The following is an 18744-nucleotide window of genomic DNA, read 5'->3' as shown; positions in this document are numbered from 1 at the left end:
TCACTCCTCGGGGTTGTCGATGACCGCGGTCAGAGCGGCCGCCAGGATGGACACCTGCGGTGGGAAGAGTGCCGTCCGGTGGTCGCCGGGGACGCGGTGGACACGCACCCCCGCGGCCTGCCGCCGCCACTGGTCCAGGTAGTCGTCGAACGACCGGCCGAGAATGGTCTGGTAGCCGCCCGCGGCGAGCTCCTCGCAAACGATCAGGTCGACCGTGCCCGGATAGGCGGCGAAACGGTAGCGGGAGCGGGCCTCCAGCATCTCCCGCCAGGAGCGCAGCCAGTGCGTCCAGCCCTCGCCGAGGTCGAGGTCCGCACCGTCGACCAGCAGGTCGCCGTCGTCGATCACCTCGCGCAGCACGCCCATGATCTCGGCGCGCGCCTCCTCGCCGCCCGCACCGTCCCGAAGGTCCGCGAGAAGCCCCTCGGCCCGGCGCAGCACCTCCAGGTTGGCCAGGAGCGGGTTGACCCCGGCCGAGGCGTATTCGAACGGGTCGATCAGGATCAGCCGGGGCCGTTCACCGATCTCGTGGAGCCGGCGGGCCATCTCCCAGGCGATACCGCTGGAGGCGCACCAGCCGAGGATGTGGTACGGGCCCTGTGGCCGTGCCGCCCGCAGTTCCGCCAGGTAGGTGGCCGCGATCTCCGGCACGCTCGTGGCGTGACCGTGGTCGCCGTGCAATCCGGGCCACTCGAAGGCCGCCAGGGGTCGTTCCGGCGCGTACACGTCGGCGAGATGCCGGTACCAGTGGGCGCTCCCGCCACCGGGGTGGACGCAGAACAGCGGCGTGCCCTCGCCCCGGTCGTTGAGCCAGAGCAGCACCGACGGCCTCTCCCGCTCCGTCGCGGCGGCGGCCGCCAGACCGCGTACCGTGCGGTGTTCCAGGAAGTCGCGGAAGGTCACCTCGACGCGGTGCTCCCTGGCCAGCCGGGCGACGATCCGGAGCATGAGGAGCGAGTGGCCGCCCAGCTTGAAGTAGTCGTCGTCGCGGCCCACCCGCTCGACGCCCAGCGCGTCGGCCCACACCTCGGCGATCGCCGTCTCGACCGGGCCGTCCGGCGGCTCGTACCGCGTGGTCACCTTCGGCCGGTCGGAACCGGGCACGGGCAGCGCGGCCCGGTCGACCTTGCCGTTGGCCAGGCGGGGGAAGGACCCCAGGACCACGAAGTGGGTCGGCACCATGTACCCGGGCAGCACCCGGTCGGCGTGGCGGCGCACCTCCTCGACGGCGGCGCCGTCGCGGAGGATCAGGTAGGCGGCGAGCCGCCGATCGCCCTGCGGCCCGGGGACCGGGTGCACCACCACGGCCCGGACGTCCGGGTGGCCGGCGAGGATGTTCTCCACCTCGCCGGGCTCGACCCGGAACCCGCGGATCTTGAGCTGGTGGTCGCGCCGGCCGAGGATCTCGATCCGGCCGCCGCGGTCGCGCCTGCCGATGTCGCCGGTGGCGTACATCCTGCCGCCCGGCTCGGCGGCGAACGGGTCGGGCAGGAACACGTCCGCGGTGGTGGCGGGCCTGCCGAGATAACCTCGGGCCAGCCCGTCGCCACCGACGAAGATCTCTCCGGCCACCCCGTCGAGCACCGGTTCCAGGTCCCGGTCGAGCAGGTACACGGTGGTGTCGGCGGCCGGCACCCAGACGGGCTCGTCATCGGTCATCCGGGTACCGAAGGCGAAGACGGTCGCCTCGCTCGGGCCGTACATGTCCCAGACCTGGGCATCGGTGGCGCGCAGCCGGGTCATCAGGTCGGCGCTCATCGCCTCGCCCCCGGACAGCAGCCGGAATCCGGCGTGCGGGGACCAGCCCGACTCGGTCAGCATCCGCCAGGTGGTGGGCGAGGCCTGCAGGAACCTGGCGCCGCTGCCGCGCAGCAGCCCGGCGAGCGAGACCGGGTCCCGGCCGAGGTCCTCACCGGCCAGAACCAGGTGGCCGCCGTTGGCGAGGGTGGTGAAGACGGCGAGCTGGCACACGTCGGTCACCATCGGCACGACCGCGGCCGCCACGTCGTGGACGGCCAGGCCGAGGTTCCGCCACATCGACCAGACCCGGTCGGCGAGCGCGCCGTGCCGGACCATCACCCCCTTGGGGCGGCCGGTCGACCCGGAGGTGTACACGACGTAGACCAGCTCCTCCGGATCAGGCCGGTGCGGCTCGGCGACCGGCTCGGCGTGATCGATCCGGCCGGGAGTGACCACGACGGCCCCGGCGATCTCGGTGCCGCTCACCACGACCCGCGGCCCGGCGTCGCGCACCAGCGCGGCGATCCGGTCGGCCGGGTGCCCGGGGTCGACGGGGACGTACGCCGCGCCCACGGCGAGGACACCGAGCACGGCCGCCACCAGGTCGGGTTCCCTGGGCAGGCACACCCCGACCAGGTCCCCGGCGCGCACGCCCGCCTCCCGCAGGCCGGCCGCCCAGCGCCAGGCACGGTCGCGCAGTTCCCGGTAGGTCAGCGTGGCACCCGCCGCCTCGACCGCCACCGCGTCGGGGATCCGCGCGGCCTGCTCGGCGAAGAGCTCGTGGACACCCCGGCGCGGCCGGGGCGCCCGGGTCCGGTCCACCCCGCCGGTCAGCAGCCGTTCCCGCTCGCGCGCCGGGAGCAGTGACACACCGGCGTCGCCGTCGAGGTCGGCGATCATCAGGGTCAGCGCCCGCCGGTACATCCGGGCGAGCAGCTCGGCGTACGGGCGCCCGACCCACGACGACTTGGTGGCGATCACCAGCCCCTGGGCGCCCCTCATGACCGCCAGCGGGAACTCGTTCGGGCTGACGTCCGTGCTGCCGGAGGTGTCGACCGTCTCCCGGTCCAGTACGTGGAAGTCGAGGTAGTTGAAAGCCACGTCGAGCACGCGCTGCCCGTCGCCGAACTCGCGCTGCATCTCGGGCAGCGGGAAGCGGCGGTGCGGCCACAGCTCGACCTCCTCGGCGAACACCGCCTCGACCAGCTCACGCCAGGTGGCCGCCCCGGTCGGGGCGACGAAGGGCACCGGGTTGAGGAACATGCCGCGGACCCGGTCCCCGCCCTCGACCTCGGTACGGCCGTTGCACACCAGGCCGCAGTAGAACGGTCCCGGACCGGCGACCGCCCGCCACACGGCGACGTGCGCGGCGAGCAGCACGCTCTTCAGCGACGTCCCCGCCGACGTGGCCACCCGCCGCAGCGCGGCCTCGATGTCGTGGAACGGCACGACCGTCGAGTACGCCCCCGGGCCGTCCGGGTCGGCCCAGGCGGCGGGGATGGTCAGCCGGTTCGCGCCGCCCAGCCGGTCCCGCCAGAACACCCGGTCGGCCTGGCCGGTCAGGCTGCGCCGCTCCTGCGCGATGAAGTCGGCGTACCTGACGGCGCTCGACTCCTCGGCAGGCGTGGGCCGGCCGTCGCGGATCGCCCGGTAGAGGTCGAGCACCTCCGTGATGATCGAGTTGTGGCTCCAGCCGTCCAGGATCGCGTGGCACTCGGTGAGCGAGAGGTACCACCGGTCGTCACCGGCCTGGTGCGCGTGGACGCGCAGCAGCGGTGCCGCGCCGAGGTCGAAGAGCCGTGCGCGCTCCGCCGCCCGGAACGCCGTCATGCTCGCCTCCCGCTCGTCCGGCGACTCCCCGCGCAGGTCCGCGTACCCGACCTCGACCTCCACCCGGTCGTGCACGAGCTGCAACGGCTCGGAGAAGGCCGCCAGGTCGAACGAGGTACGCAGGATGTCGTGCCGGGCCACGACCTCTTCGGTCGCGGCGGCGAACGCCGCGGCGTCGAAGACGCCGTGATCACGGATCAGGTAACTGGTGATGTTGTGATACGGGTTGCCGTCCGGATCGGCCAGCAGCTCGTAGACCATGCCGGCCTGGACCCGCGCCATCGGATAGGCGTCCACCACTCCGGCCGGCACCTTCGCCCGGTCCGCCGCGCCGATCAGCGCGAACGGCGGCGTGCCGGCCCGCTCGACGCGGGTCACGTCGCCGTCGCCCCCCAGGATCAGGTCGGCGATGCTCTGATGCCGGAACAGGCTCTGCACGGAGTAGTCGAGGCCGCCGGCGCGCAGCGCCCCGACGAGGCGGACCGCGCGGATCGAGTCGCCACCGAGCTCGAAGAAGTTGTCGTCCACGCCGACCCGCTCGATGCCGAGCACCTCGGCCCAGATCCCGGCCATCGCCGTCTCCGCCTCGGTCCGCGGCGGGACGTAGCCGTTGCCCTGCTCCTGCCGCGAGCCGTCGGGGGCGGGCAGCGCCCGCAGGTCGACCTTGCCGTTGGCGGTCAGCGGCAGCTTCGGGACGATCACGAAGGCGGCCGGGACCATGTGGCCGGGCAGCCGCTCCACCGCGTACGCGCGCAGCTCCGCCGCGCCGATCCGCGCACTGTCCCTGGGTACGGCGTAGCCGATCAGCCTCCGCTCGCCGGGCACGCTCTCGTCCACGGTGACGACGGCGTCGTCCAGGTCCGGATGGCCGGACAGGCACGCCTCGACCTCACCGAGTTCGATCCGGAACCCGCGGATCTTCACCTGGTCGTCGAGGCGGCCGAGGAAGCCGATGTCGCCGTCCGGCCGCCACCTCGCCCGGTCTCCCGAGCGGTAGAGCCGGGAGCCCGGCGGCCCGAAGGGATCGGGCACGAAGCGGTCCGCGGTGAGCGCGGGACGGCCGAGGTAGCCGCGGGCGACGCCGGCGCCGCCCACGTGGAGCTCGCCCGGCACGCCGACCGGCACCGGACGCATCCGCCCGTCGAGCACGTGCAGGGTGAGGTCGCCGAGGGGCCGCCCGATCGGGCTGCGCTCCCCCGCCAGATCGGGCGGGCCGAGGGGCCGGTAGGTGACGTGCACGGTCGTCTCGGTGATGCCGTACATGTTGACGAGCCTCGGCCGGTCGGCGCCGTACCTGTCCCACCAGGGTTCCAGCATGCCGACGTCGAGCGCCTCCCCGCCGAAGATCACCAGGCGGAGCCGGAGCCGGTCGAGGGCGGCCTCACCGCGCCTGGCCAGATCGACCAGCGAGCGGAACGCCGACGGCGTCTGGTTGAGCACGGTCACGCCCTCGTCGGCGAGGAGCACGGCCAGGTCCCAGGGCGAGCGCGACACCTCGTAGGGGACGACGACGAGGCGTCCGCCGTACAGGAACGCGCCCCACATCTCCCAGACCGAGAAGTCGAAGGCGTAGGAGTGGAACAGCGCCCAGACGTCGTCCGGGCCGAAGCCGTAGTCGTCCTCGGTCACGGTGAACAGGCGGACCGCGTTGGCATGGGTCACCTGGACACCCTTGGGGCGGCCCGCGGACCCGGAGGTGTAGATGACGTAGGCGAGATCGTCGGGGTGCGTCCGGAGCGCGGGCGCCTCGGCGGGCAGCGCCGCGATGCGGTCGATCTCATCGGCGTCGTCCAGATACAGGCTGCGCCCGGACACCCGTTCCGCCAGCGCGGTCTCGGTGACCACCACGGAGGCGGCGGCGTCACGGACCAGGAAGTCGATCCGCTCGGCCGGGTGATCCGGATCGAGCGGCAGGTAGGCCGCCCCGGCCTTGACCACCGCGAGGACGGTGACCAGCATGTCGACGCCGCGCGGCAGGCAGATCCCCACGAGGTCCTCGCGGCCCACGCCGAGTTCCGCCAGCCGGTGCGCCAGCCGGTTGGCCCTGGCCTCCAGGTCGGCGTAGCTCAGGTGCCGGCCGTCGAAGGTCACCGCGATCGCGCCGGGCCGCTCCCGTACCCGGGCGGCGAAGCGCTCATGCAGGCAGGGCTCGCCGGTCGTCTCTGAGCTCGGCGGGACGACCGGCCCGCGGACCAGCCGATCGAGCTCCGCGGCACCCATCAGCGGCAGCTCGCTCACCCGCGTCCCGGGGTCGGCGACGGCCGCGCCGAGCAGGCGGACGTAGTGCCCGGCCATCCGCCGCGCCGTGTCCGGGTCGAGCAGCGCGCGCGCGACGGTGGCCTCGCCCGCGACCGAACCGTCCGGCCGCTCCTCCAGCGTCCAGCTCAGGTCGAACTTGGCCTGTCGCGCCAGGACCGGGACCAGCTCGCCGGAGACCGCTCCGGCCTCGAAGCTCAGCGGTTCGTTGTTCTGCAGGGTCAGGTTGACGCTGACCAGCGGGTGGGTGGACAGGTCCCGGCCGGCCGCCAGCGCGTTGACGACGCGCTCGAACGGGACGTCCTGGCGGGCGAAGGCGTCAAGGGCCGTACCGCGGGCACGATCGAGCAGCTCGGCGAACGTCGGGTCGCCGGACAGGTCGGCTCGCAGCACGAGCAGGTTGGCGAACAGGCCGATCAGGTCGTGCGTCTGCGCGCGGGTCCGGCCGGCCACCGGGCTGCCGACGGCGAAGTCGGCCTGGCCGGTGTACCGGTGCAGCAGCGACCAGAACGCCGCCAGGTAGACCATGAAGGGCGTGGCCTGGTGCTCCCTGGCCAGCACCCGGACCTGATGCCCGATCTCGGCGGGGAGGTCGAACCGGACGGTCTCCCCCGCCGGGTCCCACACCACCGGGCGCGGCCGGTCCGTCGGCAGTTCCAGCGCCGGCAGGTCACGGAGGGTCTCCGCCCAGTGGCCGAGGTCGCGTTCCAGCCGTTCACCGGAGAGCTGGTCGCGCTGCCAGGCCGCGAAGTCGGCGTACCGCAACCCGGGCGCGGGCGGTTCCTCGCCGGTGGCCAGCGCGGCCAGCTCGCGTACCAGCAGGCCGCCCGACCAGCCGTCGACGGCGATGTGGTGCAGCATGAGGACCAGTACGTGTTCCTCGGGTGCCAGCCGTACCAGCCTGGCGCGCAGCATCGGACCCGCGGCGAGGTCGAACGGCGTGCCGGTCTCGGCTTCCAGGAGGGCGTCGAACTCGGCCGGGGTGAGGTCGTCGAAGGCCAGATCCACCTTGCCCGGCGGGTCGATCGTCTGGATCGGTTCGGCGTCGGGCCCTTCGGTGGTGTAGCGGGTGCGCAGGATCTCGTGGCGACGTACCAGTTCGTCGAGGGCCGCGCCCAGATCGACGCCGGAGAGGTCACCGCGCAGCCGGATCACCAGCGGCACCAGGTAGTCGGTGCCGCCCGGGCGGAGCCGGTCCAGCACCCAGAGCTGCCGCTGCGCGAAGGAGAGCGGCGGCGGAACGTCGGAGGGCATGACCGGGATGGCGCCCTCCCGCCCCGCCGCACGCCGGGAACGCAGGCGATCCCTCAGCAGCCCGGCGCCCGCGCTCGTCTCCGGCTTGGTCACGTCAGTGCTCATCGTCTCTTCCCTCGTACGATGTGGGGGCGGCGGCCTCGGCCAGTCTTTCCAGCGCGGTGGCCTGCGCGCGGACGGTGGTGGCCTCGAACAGGACGCGTAGCGGGATCTCCAGTCCGAACAGGTCCCGCAGCAGGGCCATCAGGCGGGTGGCGAGCAGCGAGTGGCCACCGAGTTCGAAGAAGTCGTGTGCCACGCCGACAGCGGGCAGGCCGAGCACCTCGGCCCAGGCGGCGGCGATGGCCTCCTCCACCTCGTTGGCAGGCGGGACCGTCTCCTCCGGCGCGAGGGCGGTGCCCGGGTCGGGCACCGGCAGCGCGCGGCGGTCCACCTTCTGGCCCGCGGTCGCGGGTAGCCCGTCCAGCGTCACGAACAGCGCGGGCACCATGTACTCCGGCACCCGGTCGCGCAGGTGGGCACGGAGCTCCGGCGACGACGGCGTGGCGCCGGAGCCGGAGCTGGACCCGGACCTGGAACTGGACCCGGAACTGGACCCGGAACTGGAGCTGGACGTCGGCACGATGTACCCCACCAGCCGGCGGTCGCCCGGCGCGAGTTCCCAGACCGCCGCGGCGGCGGCCTGGACGCCGGGGTGCGCGGCCAGCGCGGTCTCGATCTCGCCGAGCTCGATCCGGAACCCGCGCAGTTTCACCTGGGCGTCGATCCGGCCGATGAACTCGATCACCCCGTCGGGACGGTACCTGACCTGGTCCCCTGTCCGGTACAACCGTTCCCCGGGCTCCGCGCCGAACGGGTCGGGGACGAAACGATCAGCGGTCGGCCCCGGCTGCCGCAGGTACCCCCGGCTGACCCGCGGGCCGCCCAGGCAGAGCTCGCCGACCACGCCGACGGGCACCGGGTTGAACGCCGCGTCCACCACGTAGGCCCGGGTGCCCGGCAGCGGGCGGCCGATCGGCAGGCCCGCGTCCGGGGCGGCGGCGGCCACCTCGGCCGGGGTCACGGAATGGCACAGGCTGCCGATGGTGGCCTCGGTCGGGCCGTACACGCAGAGGAACCTGGCGGGCAGACCTGTGGCCAGCCAGAGCCGGGCGTCCTGGTAGCCGACCGCCTCGCCGCCGACGGCCAGCACGCGCAGCGCGGCCGGCCTCGGGTCGCCGGGCCGGATGCCGGTCATCACGTCGCGGTAGTAGGTGGCCGCGAGCGCGACGTGGGTCACCCCGGTCTCGGCCAGCAGGTCCGGCAGGTCGGCGGGGGCGACGACGCCGGTGTCGCCGATCACCACGGTGGCGCCCGCCAGCAGGGTGGCGCCCATCTGCGCCATGGCCGGGTCGAAGATGAGCGGCGCGTGCAGCAGCACCCTGTCCCCGGGGCGGATGTCGTGCGCGTCCGCGTGGACGCGGCAGTGGTGGGTGTACGCGCCGTGCGGGACGACGACCGCCTTCGGCCGGCCGGTCGAGCCCGAGGTGTAGATCATGTACGCGGCGTGCCCGGGGTCCCCGGGTGGGAGGTCGACGAGTGGGAGGTCACCGGGTGGCGCGTCTTCCGCCTCACCGACCACGAGGATCGGGACCGAGCCGGAGAGAGGGCCGGAGAGAGGGCCGGAGAGGGGGCCGGGGAGGGAACTCGGCCGATGGTCGGTGAGCACCACCGCGGGCCGCAGGTCGCCGAGCATCGCCGCCAGGCGTTCGGCGGGTTGCGCGGTGTCCAGCGGCACGTACACCCCGCCCGCCCGCAGCACGGCCAGCAGCGCGGTCACCGCCGCCGGTGACCGGTCCAGGTAGACGGCCACCGGGTCCTCGGGGCGCACCCCCGCGGCGTGCAGCCGCCTGGCCAGCGCGGCGGCCCGGCCGTCCAGCTCGGCGTAGCTCAGGCGCTCGCCGGCGTACTCGACCGCGGGCGCGTCCGGGGTGCGGGCGGCCTGGGCGGCGAACGCCTCGTGCAGGGATTCGTGCGTGATCGGCGTGGCCCGCGGGTTCCAGTCCCGCAGCAGCCGCCCGCGCTCGGCGGGGTCCAGCATGTCGAGGCGGCTGACGGGCCGGTCCGGTGCCAGCGCCGCCGACTCCACCAGGGTCCGGAAATGTCCGGCGAGACGGCGGATCGTCGCCTCGGCGAACAGGTCCGTCGCGTACTCCAGCTCGGCCAGATAGCCGCCATCGGTGCCGGCGACGAGGCCGAAGGTGAGATCGAACTTGGCCGTGGCCCGCTCGACGGCGACCGGCCGCACGTCGAGCCCCGTCAGGCGCGGCGGCTCAGGCGCCTGCTCGCGCAGCCCGAACGTGACGTCGCACAGCGGGGAACGGGACAGGTCCCGCTGCGGGGCCAGCCCCTCCACCAACCGGTCGAAGGGCAACTCGTCGTGGCTGAAGGCGTCCAGCGCGCTCTCCCTGACCCGGCCGATCAGGGTCGTCACCGTCGGATCGCCGGCCAGGTCCACCCGCACCACGACGGTGTTGACGAAGAACCCGACGACATCGTCCAGTTCCGCCTGGCCACGACCGGCGACGACCGTGCCGATCGCCACGTCGGTGGCACCGGTGTAGCGGCCGAGCATCGCGGCGAACACGCTCAGGAAGGTCATGAACGCGGTCGCGCCATGCCGCCGGCCGAGCGCCAGCAGCGGCTGCGCGACCTCGGCGGGGATGTCGCAGGTGACGGTCGCGCCGCGGCCCCGGCGTACCGGCGGCCGGGGCCGGTCGGCGGGCAGTTCCAGCGGCTGCAGTCCGGCCAGCCGATCGCGCCAGTGAGCCAGCTCACGGTCCAGCACGTCGCCGGTCAGCTGGGAGCGCTGCCAGGACGCGTAGTCGGCGTACTGCAGCGGGGGTGGCCCGAGCACCGTCGGCCGGCCCTGCACCCGGGCCTCGTAGAGCTCGGAGAGCTCGCGCGCCATGATCTGCTCGGACCAGGCGTCGGCGACGATGTGGTGCATGACCAGCAGGAACACATGCTCCCGGGCGCCGAGCCTGATCAGGTAGGGCAGCGCGGGCACCTGCCCGGCCAGGTCGAAGGGCCGCTCGGCGAGCGAGCGGACGAGCGCGGTCACCCGTTCTGAGTCCGCTCCGGACAGGTCGATGACCGGCAGCGGAACGGGCGCGGCCGGATCCACGATCTGGGCCGCGCCGCCGTCCTGCCCGGTCACGTAACGGGTGCGCAGGGCGCCGTGCCGGGCGAACAGTCCGGTCAGCGCGCCGGCCAGGGCGTCGTCGTCCAGCTGCCCGGACAGCCGGAACGCCCAGGTCACGTGATACTGGCCGCCCTGGTCGAGGAGATCGAGGAACCACAGTCGCTGCTGGGCGAAGGAGAGCGGGACCGGTCCGGCCCGCCGTTCCGCGTCCAGCGGGACGATCTCCCCGGCGGCCTGGACGCCGAGGCCGTCGACCCTGGCCGCCAGCGCGGCGGCGGTGCGGTCCTCGAACACGGCGCGGACCGGCAGGGCGACGCCGAACGCGGCCCGCAGCCGGGCCGCGATCCGGATCGCCAGCAGGGAGTGGCCGCCCAGGTCGAAGAAGTCGTCGCCCGTCCCGACCACGTCGAGCCCGAGCACCTCGGCCATCACATCCGTCACGATCTTCTCGGCCGGGGTGCGCGGCGCTGCGGGGACGGCCCGGCCGGCCTGCCGGACGCCGTCCGGGTCGGGCAGCGCGGCTCGGTCGATCTTGCCGCTGGAGGTCCGCGGCAGGCGGTCCACGGTGCGGAGCACCGAGGGCACGTACGGCTCGGGCAGCCGCGCGAGCAGGAACTCGCGAATCTCCCGCTGCTCCGGCGCGTCTCCCCGCGCCACCAGGTAGCCGACCAGCCGGGGCAGGCCGTCGGGTCCCCGCCTGGCCTCGACCACGGCCGCGGCGAGCGCGGGATGCCGGGACAGCACGACCTCGACCTCGTCCAGCTCGATCCGGACACCGCGGATCTTGACCTGGCGGTCGGCCCGGCCGAGGAACTCCAGCGCGCCGTCCGTCCTGCGGCGCACCACGTCGCCGGTGCGGTAGGCGCGGGCACCCGGCGGCCCGTACGGGTCGGGTACGAACCGGTCGGCGGTCAGTCCCGGCCTGCCGAGGTAGCCGCGGGCCAGCCCGTCCCCCGCGGCGTGCAGCTCGCCCGGCGTGCCGACCGGGGCGAGCCTGCCGTCCGGCGTGTAGACGACCGTGCGGGTGTTGTCCAGCGGCCTGCCGATCGGCACGATGCCGGGCCCGTCACCGGATCCGTCATCCGGCTCGTACTGCCACGCGGTCACGTCGATCGAGCATTCGGTCGGGCCGTAGGTGTTGACCAGCGCCGTCCCCAGCCGGGTGGACAGGCGGGCGGCGAGCTCGCCGGGCAGCGGCTCGCCGGCCGAGAAGAGCAGGCGGAGCGTGCCGCAGCGTTCCAGGCCCGGCTCGTCGGCGAGCGTCCGCAGGAAGGAGGGGACGCCCTGAAGCACGGTGATCCGGTCCCGGACCAGCGCCTCGACCATGCTCGCCGGGTCGCGCTCGGTCCCGTCCGGCGGGAGCACCACGGTGCCACCGGACACCAGCGGCCCGAGGAACTCCCAGACGGAGGCGTCGAACGTGACCGACGTCTTCTGCAGGAGCCGGTCCGAGGCGCCGAGCCCGTGCTCGTGGACCGTCCACAGCACCCGGTTGCGGATGCCGCGGTGCGGTACGGCCACCCCCTTGGGCCGGCCGGTGGAGCCGGAGGTGTACATGACGTACGCCAACCCGTCCAGGTCGGTGCCGACCGGTGCGGATTCGCCGGGGCTGCCGTCGATGCCGGCCCGCTCGGCGGCCAGGCTCAGCACCGGCGTGCCGTGGCCGCTCGCCGGAGACGGCTCGGCGTCGACGACGACCAGCCGCACCCGGCTGTCCTGGAGCATCCAGGACAGCCGGTCGGCCGGGTGGGCGGGGTCGAGCGGGAGGTAGGCCGCTCCGGCGCGCAGCACCCCGAGCAGCGCCACGACCAGCTCCGGTCGCCGGGGCAGGCAGACGCCCACGACGTCGTCACGGCGGATGCCGGCGGCCCGCAGGTGGTGGGCGAGCCGGTTGGCGGCGGAGTCCAGGTCACCGTAGGTGAGCGCGGCTCCGTCGCACTCCACCGCGACCCGGCCGGGGGCCAGGGCCGCCTGGCGGGCGACCAGTTCGGGCAGGCCGAGGTCGGGCCTGCTCCGGACGGGGCCACCGGCGCCGGCGGTGAGCGCGTGCCGCTCCGCGTCGTCGAGCGGCTCCAGCTCCCCGAGCGCGCCGTCCGGCCGGGCCGCCGCCGACTCCAGCAGGGTCAGGTAGTGGCGGGCGAGCCGGTCGGCGGTGGCCCGGTCGAAGAGCGCGGTCGCGTACTCGATCTCGCCGGTCAGGCCGCCGTCGGCACGCCGGGTCAGCTCCACGGTGAGGTCGAACTTCGCGGTACGCCACGGCACCGGCTCGGGCGAGACGTCCAGCCCCGGCAGCCGGAACCGCTCCTCTCCCTCCTCCCGGAACGCGAAGAGCAGCTGGAACAGCGGGTGCCGGGACAGGTCGCGGCTCGGTGCCAGCTCCTCCACCAGCCGCTCGAACGGCAGCTCGTCATGCTGGTACGCCTCGGCGACGACGTCCTGGACGCGGCCGAGCAGCGTGCCGAACGACGGGTCTCCGGTGAGGTCGGCGCGCATCACGACAGTGTTGACGAAGAAGCCGATCAGCCCCTCGACCTCGGCGGAGTCGCGGCCGGACAACGGCACGCCGACCGCCAGGTCCCTCCGCCCGGTGTGGCGGGCGAGCAGCGCGTAGAACCCCGCCAGGTAGGTCGTGAACGGGGTGGCTCCGGCCCGCCTGCCGAGCTCCTCCAGCGCCCCGGCCAGCGTGGGCGGCACGTCGAAGCGGAGGACCGCCCCGCGATGGTCGCCGACCGGGGGACGGGGCCGGTCGGTGGGCAGTTCGGTCGGCTCCAGACCGGCGAGCCTGCCGCGCCAGTGCGCCAGTGCGCCGTCCAGCGCCTGCCCGGCGAACCGCTCGCGCTGCCAGGCGGCGAAGTCGGCGTACTGCAGAGCCGGCTCCGGCAGGTCCCGGCCCAGGTAGGCGTCCGCCAGCTCGGTCGCGAGGATGCCGCTCGACCAGCCGTCGGTGGCGATGTGGTGGGTCACCAGGACCAGGACGTGCTCGTCCGTACCGGCTCGCACCAGCCGGACGCGCAGGACGGGACCGCGCGCCAGGTCGATCGGCGTGGCCAGTTCCGCTTCGAGGACCGTGGCCGGGTCCGCGTTCTCGGCGACCGGGCGGAGCCGCGGCGGCGGGTCGACGACCTGCACGGGCTCGCCGTCGGAGCCCGCGACGTAGCGGGTGCGGAGGATCTCGTGCCGCTCGGCCACCCTGGTCAGTGCCCGCCCGAGCCCGTCCACGTCGAGCTCTCCGCGCAGCCGCAGCGCGGTCACCACGAGGTACTCCGTCCCGCCCGGACGCAACTGGTCCAGGACCCACAGGCCGCGCTGCGCGAAGGAGAGCGGCAGCGGGCCGGACCTGTCCGCGGGGGTGACAGGTGAGGAGGGGGTGGTCGCCTGCGGCGTCTCCGGCTGCCGCGCCCCGGCGGACGCCCCGAACATCTCCTCCGTCTGGGCGCGCACCCGGGCGGCGACGAGGTCCGCGAGGGTGGCCACGGTCGGCGCGGCGAACACGTCCCGCACCGAGACCGGCACCGGGAACCGCTCGCGCAGCCGGGCCGCCACCCGGGTGGCGAGCAGCGACTGCCCGCCGAGGTCGAAGAAGCGGTCGTGCCGGCCGACCCGGCCGGCTCCGAGCACCTCGGCCCACACCTCGGCGATCGCCCGCTCCGCCGGAGTGGCGGGCGCGGTGTAGGTCTCCGCGCCGCCCAGCGGGGCCAGGCCGGGCAGCGCCCGGCGGTCGAGCTTGCCGTTGCCGAGCAGCGGCAGCTCGGCGAGGGTCCCCCACAGGGTGGGCACCAGGTGACCGGGGAGCCGCTCGGCCAGGTAGGTCCGCAGCTCGGAGAGCGGCACGCCGGGGCCCGCCGGGAGGATGTGGGCGGCCAGCCTCGGGTTGCCCGGGTCGGACCGGTCGGCGACCACCGCGGCGGCGCGGACGGCCGGATGCTCGGCCAGGACGCCCTCGATCTCACCGGGCTCGACCCGGAAACCGCGAATCTTGATCTGCTGGTCCGCGCGGCCCAGGAAGACCAGGGTGCCGTCGGGTCGCTGCCGGGCGAGGTCGCCGGTCCGGTAGAGGCGCGCTCCGGGCTCGGTCGCGTGCGGATCCGGTACGAAGCGGTCCGCGGTGAGGCGCGGGCTGCCGAGGTAGCCCTGGCCGACACCGCGCCCGCCGACGTAGATCTCGCCGGCCACGCCGGGCGGCACCGCGCGCATGACGTCGTCGAGCAGACAGACGGTGGCGCCGGGGATCGGCCGGCCGATCGGGACCGGACCCGGCACCGTCTCACCCGCGGGCACGACGTGCACGCAGCAGGCGACGGCGGTCTCGCTCGGACCGTAGCTGTTGACGATCCGGGTCGCCGGGGCATGCGCGGACCACACGGCGAGCTGCTCGCCGCGCAGTTCCTCGCCGCCGACCACCAGGCACCTGGCCGTGCCGGCCAGCACGTCGGCGGGGAGCGTCCCGGCCAGCAGGTCCAGGTGGGTCGGGGTCAGCTTGACGACGCCGTAGGGGCCGTCGGCCGGCGCCCGCGCCAGCTGCTCGACGCCGGCCGGGTCCTCGTCCACCAGCCGCACCGGGGCTCCGGCGGCCAGCGTCGGGTAGAGCGAGGTGAGGGCCAGGTCGTAGGCGATGGAGGTGTGCAGCGGCGATCCCACACCGTCACCCGGCCGCAGTTCCGCACAGGCCCAGCGGGTGTAGCCGGCCAGGCCGCCGTGGGTGACCATGGCCCCCTTGGGGCGACCGGTGGATCCCGAGGTGTAGACCACGTACGCCAGGTCGTCCGGGTGCGGCCGGACGTCCGGCGCGGTCGGCGGGCAGGCCCGTATCCCGGCCCGCTCGGCCGGGTCGTCCAGCGCCACCAGCCGGACTCCCGCGGGGAGCGGCGGAGCGGCGTCGGCGGTCGCGATCAACAGCGGCGCGGCGGAGTCCGCCAGCGCCTGTGCCAGGCGCTCGGCCGGATGGGCGGGGTCGAGCGGGATGTAGGCCGCCCCGGATTTGAGCACGGCCAGCAGCGCGACGACGAGGTCGGCGGTTCTCGGCAACCGGACCGCGACGAGCGTGCCGCGGCGGGCGCCGAGCGCGCGGAGGTGGCCGGCCAGCCGGTTGGCCTCGCGGTTCAGTTCGGGGTAGGTGAGGGTGGTTCCGCCGCCGGTGACGGCGACCCCCTCGGTGACGGCCGCGCGGGCCGCGATCAGCTCCGGCACGGTGCCGGAGTCGTCCGGCACCGGCTCGCCCACCAGGACGGGCGCCGCGGCCTCCGCGCCGGTGAGCAGCGGCAGCCGCCGCACGGGTGTGTCCGGCGCCGCGACGGCCGCCCGCAGCAGCCGCACGTAGTGGCCGGCGAAGCCCGCCACCGACGAGGCGTCGAAGAGCGCGGACGCGTACTCGATCCGGCCGTCCAGGCCGCCGTCCGGCCGCCGCGTCAGATGGCAGCCCAGATCGAACTTGGCGCCCGGCAGGTCGGGGGGTTCCACGCCGGGCGGGCGGGCCGCCGCCTCGTGCGTCGCGAACATGATCGAGAACAGCGGGTTGCGGGACAGGTCGCGCTGCGGCGCGAGCTCCTCGACGACCAGCTCGAACGGCACCTCTGCGTGCGCGTATCCGGCCGTGGCGCTCTCCCGGACCTCCGCCAGCAGGTCGGTGAAGGTGGCCCGGTCGGCGAGAGTCGCCCGTACCACGACGGTGTTGACGAAGAGGCCGACGAGATCGTCCAGCTCGGGCCGGTTCCGCGCGGAGACCGGCACGCCGACGGCCAGGTCGGTCTGGCCGGTGTAGCGGGCCAGGATCGCGAGGAAGCCGGCCAGCAGCGTGATGGACGGCGTCGCCCCGTGGCCGCCGCCGAGCTCGTCGAGGCGGGCCGCCGTCTCCGGCGGTACGGCGAACCTGACCGTACCGGCCCTCGGGTCGCGGACCGCGGCGCGCGGCCGGTCGGCCGGCAGCTCGGTCGGCTCCATCCCGGCCAGCCGCTCCCGCCAGAACCCCAGCTCCCGCTCGACGAGCTCGGCGGACCCCGCCATGCGGTCGCGCTGCCAGATCGCGTAGTCGGCGTACTGGACCGGGAGCGGCGGCAGCGGCCTGCCCTCCAGTGCCGCGACCAGCTCGCCGGCGAGCACCTCGTGCGACCGGTCGTCGGTCGCGATGTGGTGCAGCGTGAACAGCACGGTGTGCTCGCCGCCGGGCCCGCGGACCACGCGGACCCGGACCGGCGGGGCCGCGGACAGGTCGAAGGGGCGGGTCATCTCCTCGGCGAGCACCTGCCGGGGGTCGCCGTCCTCGATCCGCGCCAGGACCGGCCCGGCCGGCTCGACGACCTGCGCCGGCTCGCCGTCGCCCTCGGCCGGGTAGCGGGTGCGCAGGATCTCGTGACGTTCGAAGAGCCCGGTCAGCGCGGCGCGCAGCCGGTCGGGGTTCAGCGGGCCCGGCACCCTTACCGCGAGGGGCTCCAGGTAGGAGGTGCCCTCCGGGTCGAGCTGGTGCAGGAACCACATCCGCCGCTGCGCGAACGAGAGCGGTGAGGGACCGGTCCGCGACGCGACCGGCACCGGTGGGAGGGCGCGGCCGGCGGTCTCCAGCCGCGCGGCGAGACGCTCGACGGTACGGGCCTCGAACAGCGCGGAGACCGGCAGCTCGACCCCCCGTTCGGCGCGCAGGCGGCCGAGCACGAGATTGGCCGAGAGCGAGTGCCCGCCCAGGGCGAAGAAGTCCGCCTCGGCGTCGGCCACCGGACGCTCCAGCACCTCCGCGAACGCCGCCGCCACCGCGCGTTCCGCGGGCGTCCCCGGCTCGCGTTCCGCGGGCGTCCCCGGCTCGCGTCCCGCGGGCGTCCCCGGCTCGCGTCCCGCGGTGACCGCGGGGGCGGGCATCGCCCGCAGGGCCACTCGGTCGATCTTTCCGTTGGGCGTCGTGGGGAACTCCGCCACCGCGAGGAAGTCCGCCGGGATCAGGTACGGCGGGAGCAGCCGCGCGCAGTGCAGGTGCAGTTCCCGCGCGGAGGGCGGCGCGGCCGGGTCGACCGGCTGAACGTGGGCGACGAGGCGCGGTCCGGTACCGGCCTCGATCGCCTGGACCACCGCGAACCGCACCCCCTCGTGCGCCGCCAGCACGCCCTCGACCTCGCCCGGCTCGACCCGGTGTCCGCGAATCTTGATCTGGTCGTCGGTGCGGCCGAGGATCTCGATCCTGCCGTCCGGGTGCCGCCGGGCGACATCGCCGGTGCGGTACAGCCGTCCACCCGGCACCGTGCCGTAGGGGTCGGGGACGAACCTGTCGGCGGTCAGCGCCGGCCTGCGGTGGTAGCCGACCGCGACGCCGTCGCCGCCGATGCACAGCTCTCCGCTCGCCCCGGTGGGCACCGGGTTCAGTCCGTCGTCCAGGACGTGCAGCGTCGTGTTGGCCACCGGGGCGAAGTCGCGCACCTCGCCGTCCTTCAGGAACGCGACCGACGACCACACGGTCGTCTCGGTCGGCCCGTACAGGTCCCACAGCCGCGCGCCGGCCGCGCACAGGCGGCGCGCGAGCTCGGCGGGCAGCCGCTCGCCGCCGCAGAGCGCGGTGAACCCGGCGGGCGGGCTCCAGCCGCCGTCGAGCAGCAGCCGCCAGGTCGTCGGGGTCGCCTGCATCACGGTCGCGCCGATCCTCACCAGCAGGGCGGCGAGCCGCTCCGGGTCGCGGGCGTCCTCGGGCTCGGCGACCACCACGCGCCCTCCGACGACGAGCGGCAGGAACAACTCCAGCGCCGCGATGTCGAACGACACGGTGGTCACGGCCGGGAAGACGGTGCCGGGGGCCAGCCCAGGACGCTCGCGCATGGACCACAGGAAGTTGGTGAGCGCCCGGTGCGAGACCAGCACGCCTTTGGGCCGTCCGGTCGACCCCGAGGTGTAGATGAGATAGGCCGGGTCGTCCGGCGCCACCGCCCGCGGCGCGGGTTCCGGGGACCGCGCGGACCCCAGAGACCCCAGAGACCCCAGAGACCCCAGGGACCCCGGCGACACAGCAGGCTCCGCGAGGTCGTCGATCCGCACCACGGTGGCCGCGTCCACCCCGCCGGCGCCTGAGGTGACCAGCACCCTCGCCCCGGCGTCGTCGAGCACGTAGCGGAGCCGGTCCGCCGGATGGGTGGGATCGAGCGGCAGGTAGGCCGCCCCGGCCAGGTGCACACCGACCAGCGCCGCGACGAGTTCGACGCCGCGCGGCACGGCCACGCCGACCGGTTCACCGGAACGCACGCCGAGCCGCCGCAGGCGGCCGGCGAGGGCACCGGCCAATGCCATGAGCTCCGCGTAGCCGAGCCGCCGGTCGCGGCACTCGACCGCCACCGCGTCCGGCGTCCTGGCCGCCTGTGCCGCGATCAGCTCATGCACCGGAAGCGCGGGGTACGGCTCCGGTGGCATCACCGCCGCGGCCTCCCGGCCCCTCTCCGGAGGGTGGTCCGCTGGCGGCGCGTGCCGTCGCGAAGGGGTGGGATCCACACCGGTCTGGTCAGGCATGCTCATCG

At 74.8% G+C, this 18744-nt stretch carries 2 protein-coding genes; both read right to left on the bottom strand.

Going from position 1 to position 18744, the window contains the following annotated elements; all coding sequences use genetic code 11:
- Window positions 1–7185, bottom strand: a complete 7185-nt coding sequence (locus tag OIE13_RS32420) for a non-ribosomal peptide synthetase (protein ID WP_326645851.1) — start codon at window positions 7183–7185, stop codon at window positions 1–3.
- Window positions 7175–18736, bottom strand: a complete 11562-nt coding sequence (locus OIE13_RS32415; RefSeq protein WP_326645852.1) for a non-ribosomal peptide synthetase — start codon at window positions 18734–18736, stop codon at window positions 7175–7177. The genes OIE13_RS32420 and OIE13_RS32415 overlap by 11 nt, the downstream gene beginning before the upstream one ends.
- Window positions 18737–18744: the final 8 nt, after the last annotated feature.

The organism is Streptosporangium sp. NBC_01810, assembly GCF_035917355.1.
Lineage (GTDB): Bacteria > Actinomycetota > Actinomycetes > Streptosporangiales > Streptosporangiaceae > Streptosporangium.
This window is presented reverse-complemented; position numbering and strand designations above follow the sequence as displayed.

What these genes read in the sequence shown, in the direction of transcription:
- OIE13_RS32415 (WP_326645852.1), bottom strand. Translation starts at nt 18,736, where the DNA reads ATGCCTGACCAGACCGGTGTGGATCCCACCCCTTCGCGACGGCACGCG.
- OIE13_RS32420 (WP_326645851.1), bottom strand. Translation starts at nt 7,185, where the DNA reads ATGAGCACTGACGTGACCAAGCCGGAGACGAGCGCGGGCGCCGGGCTG.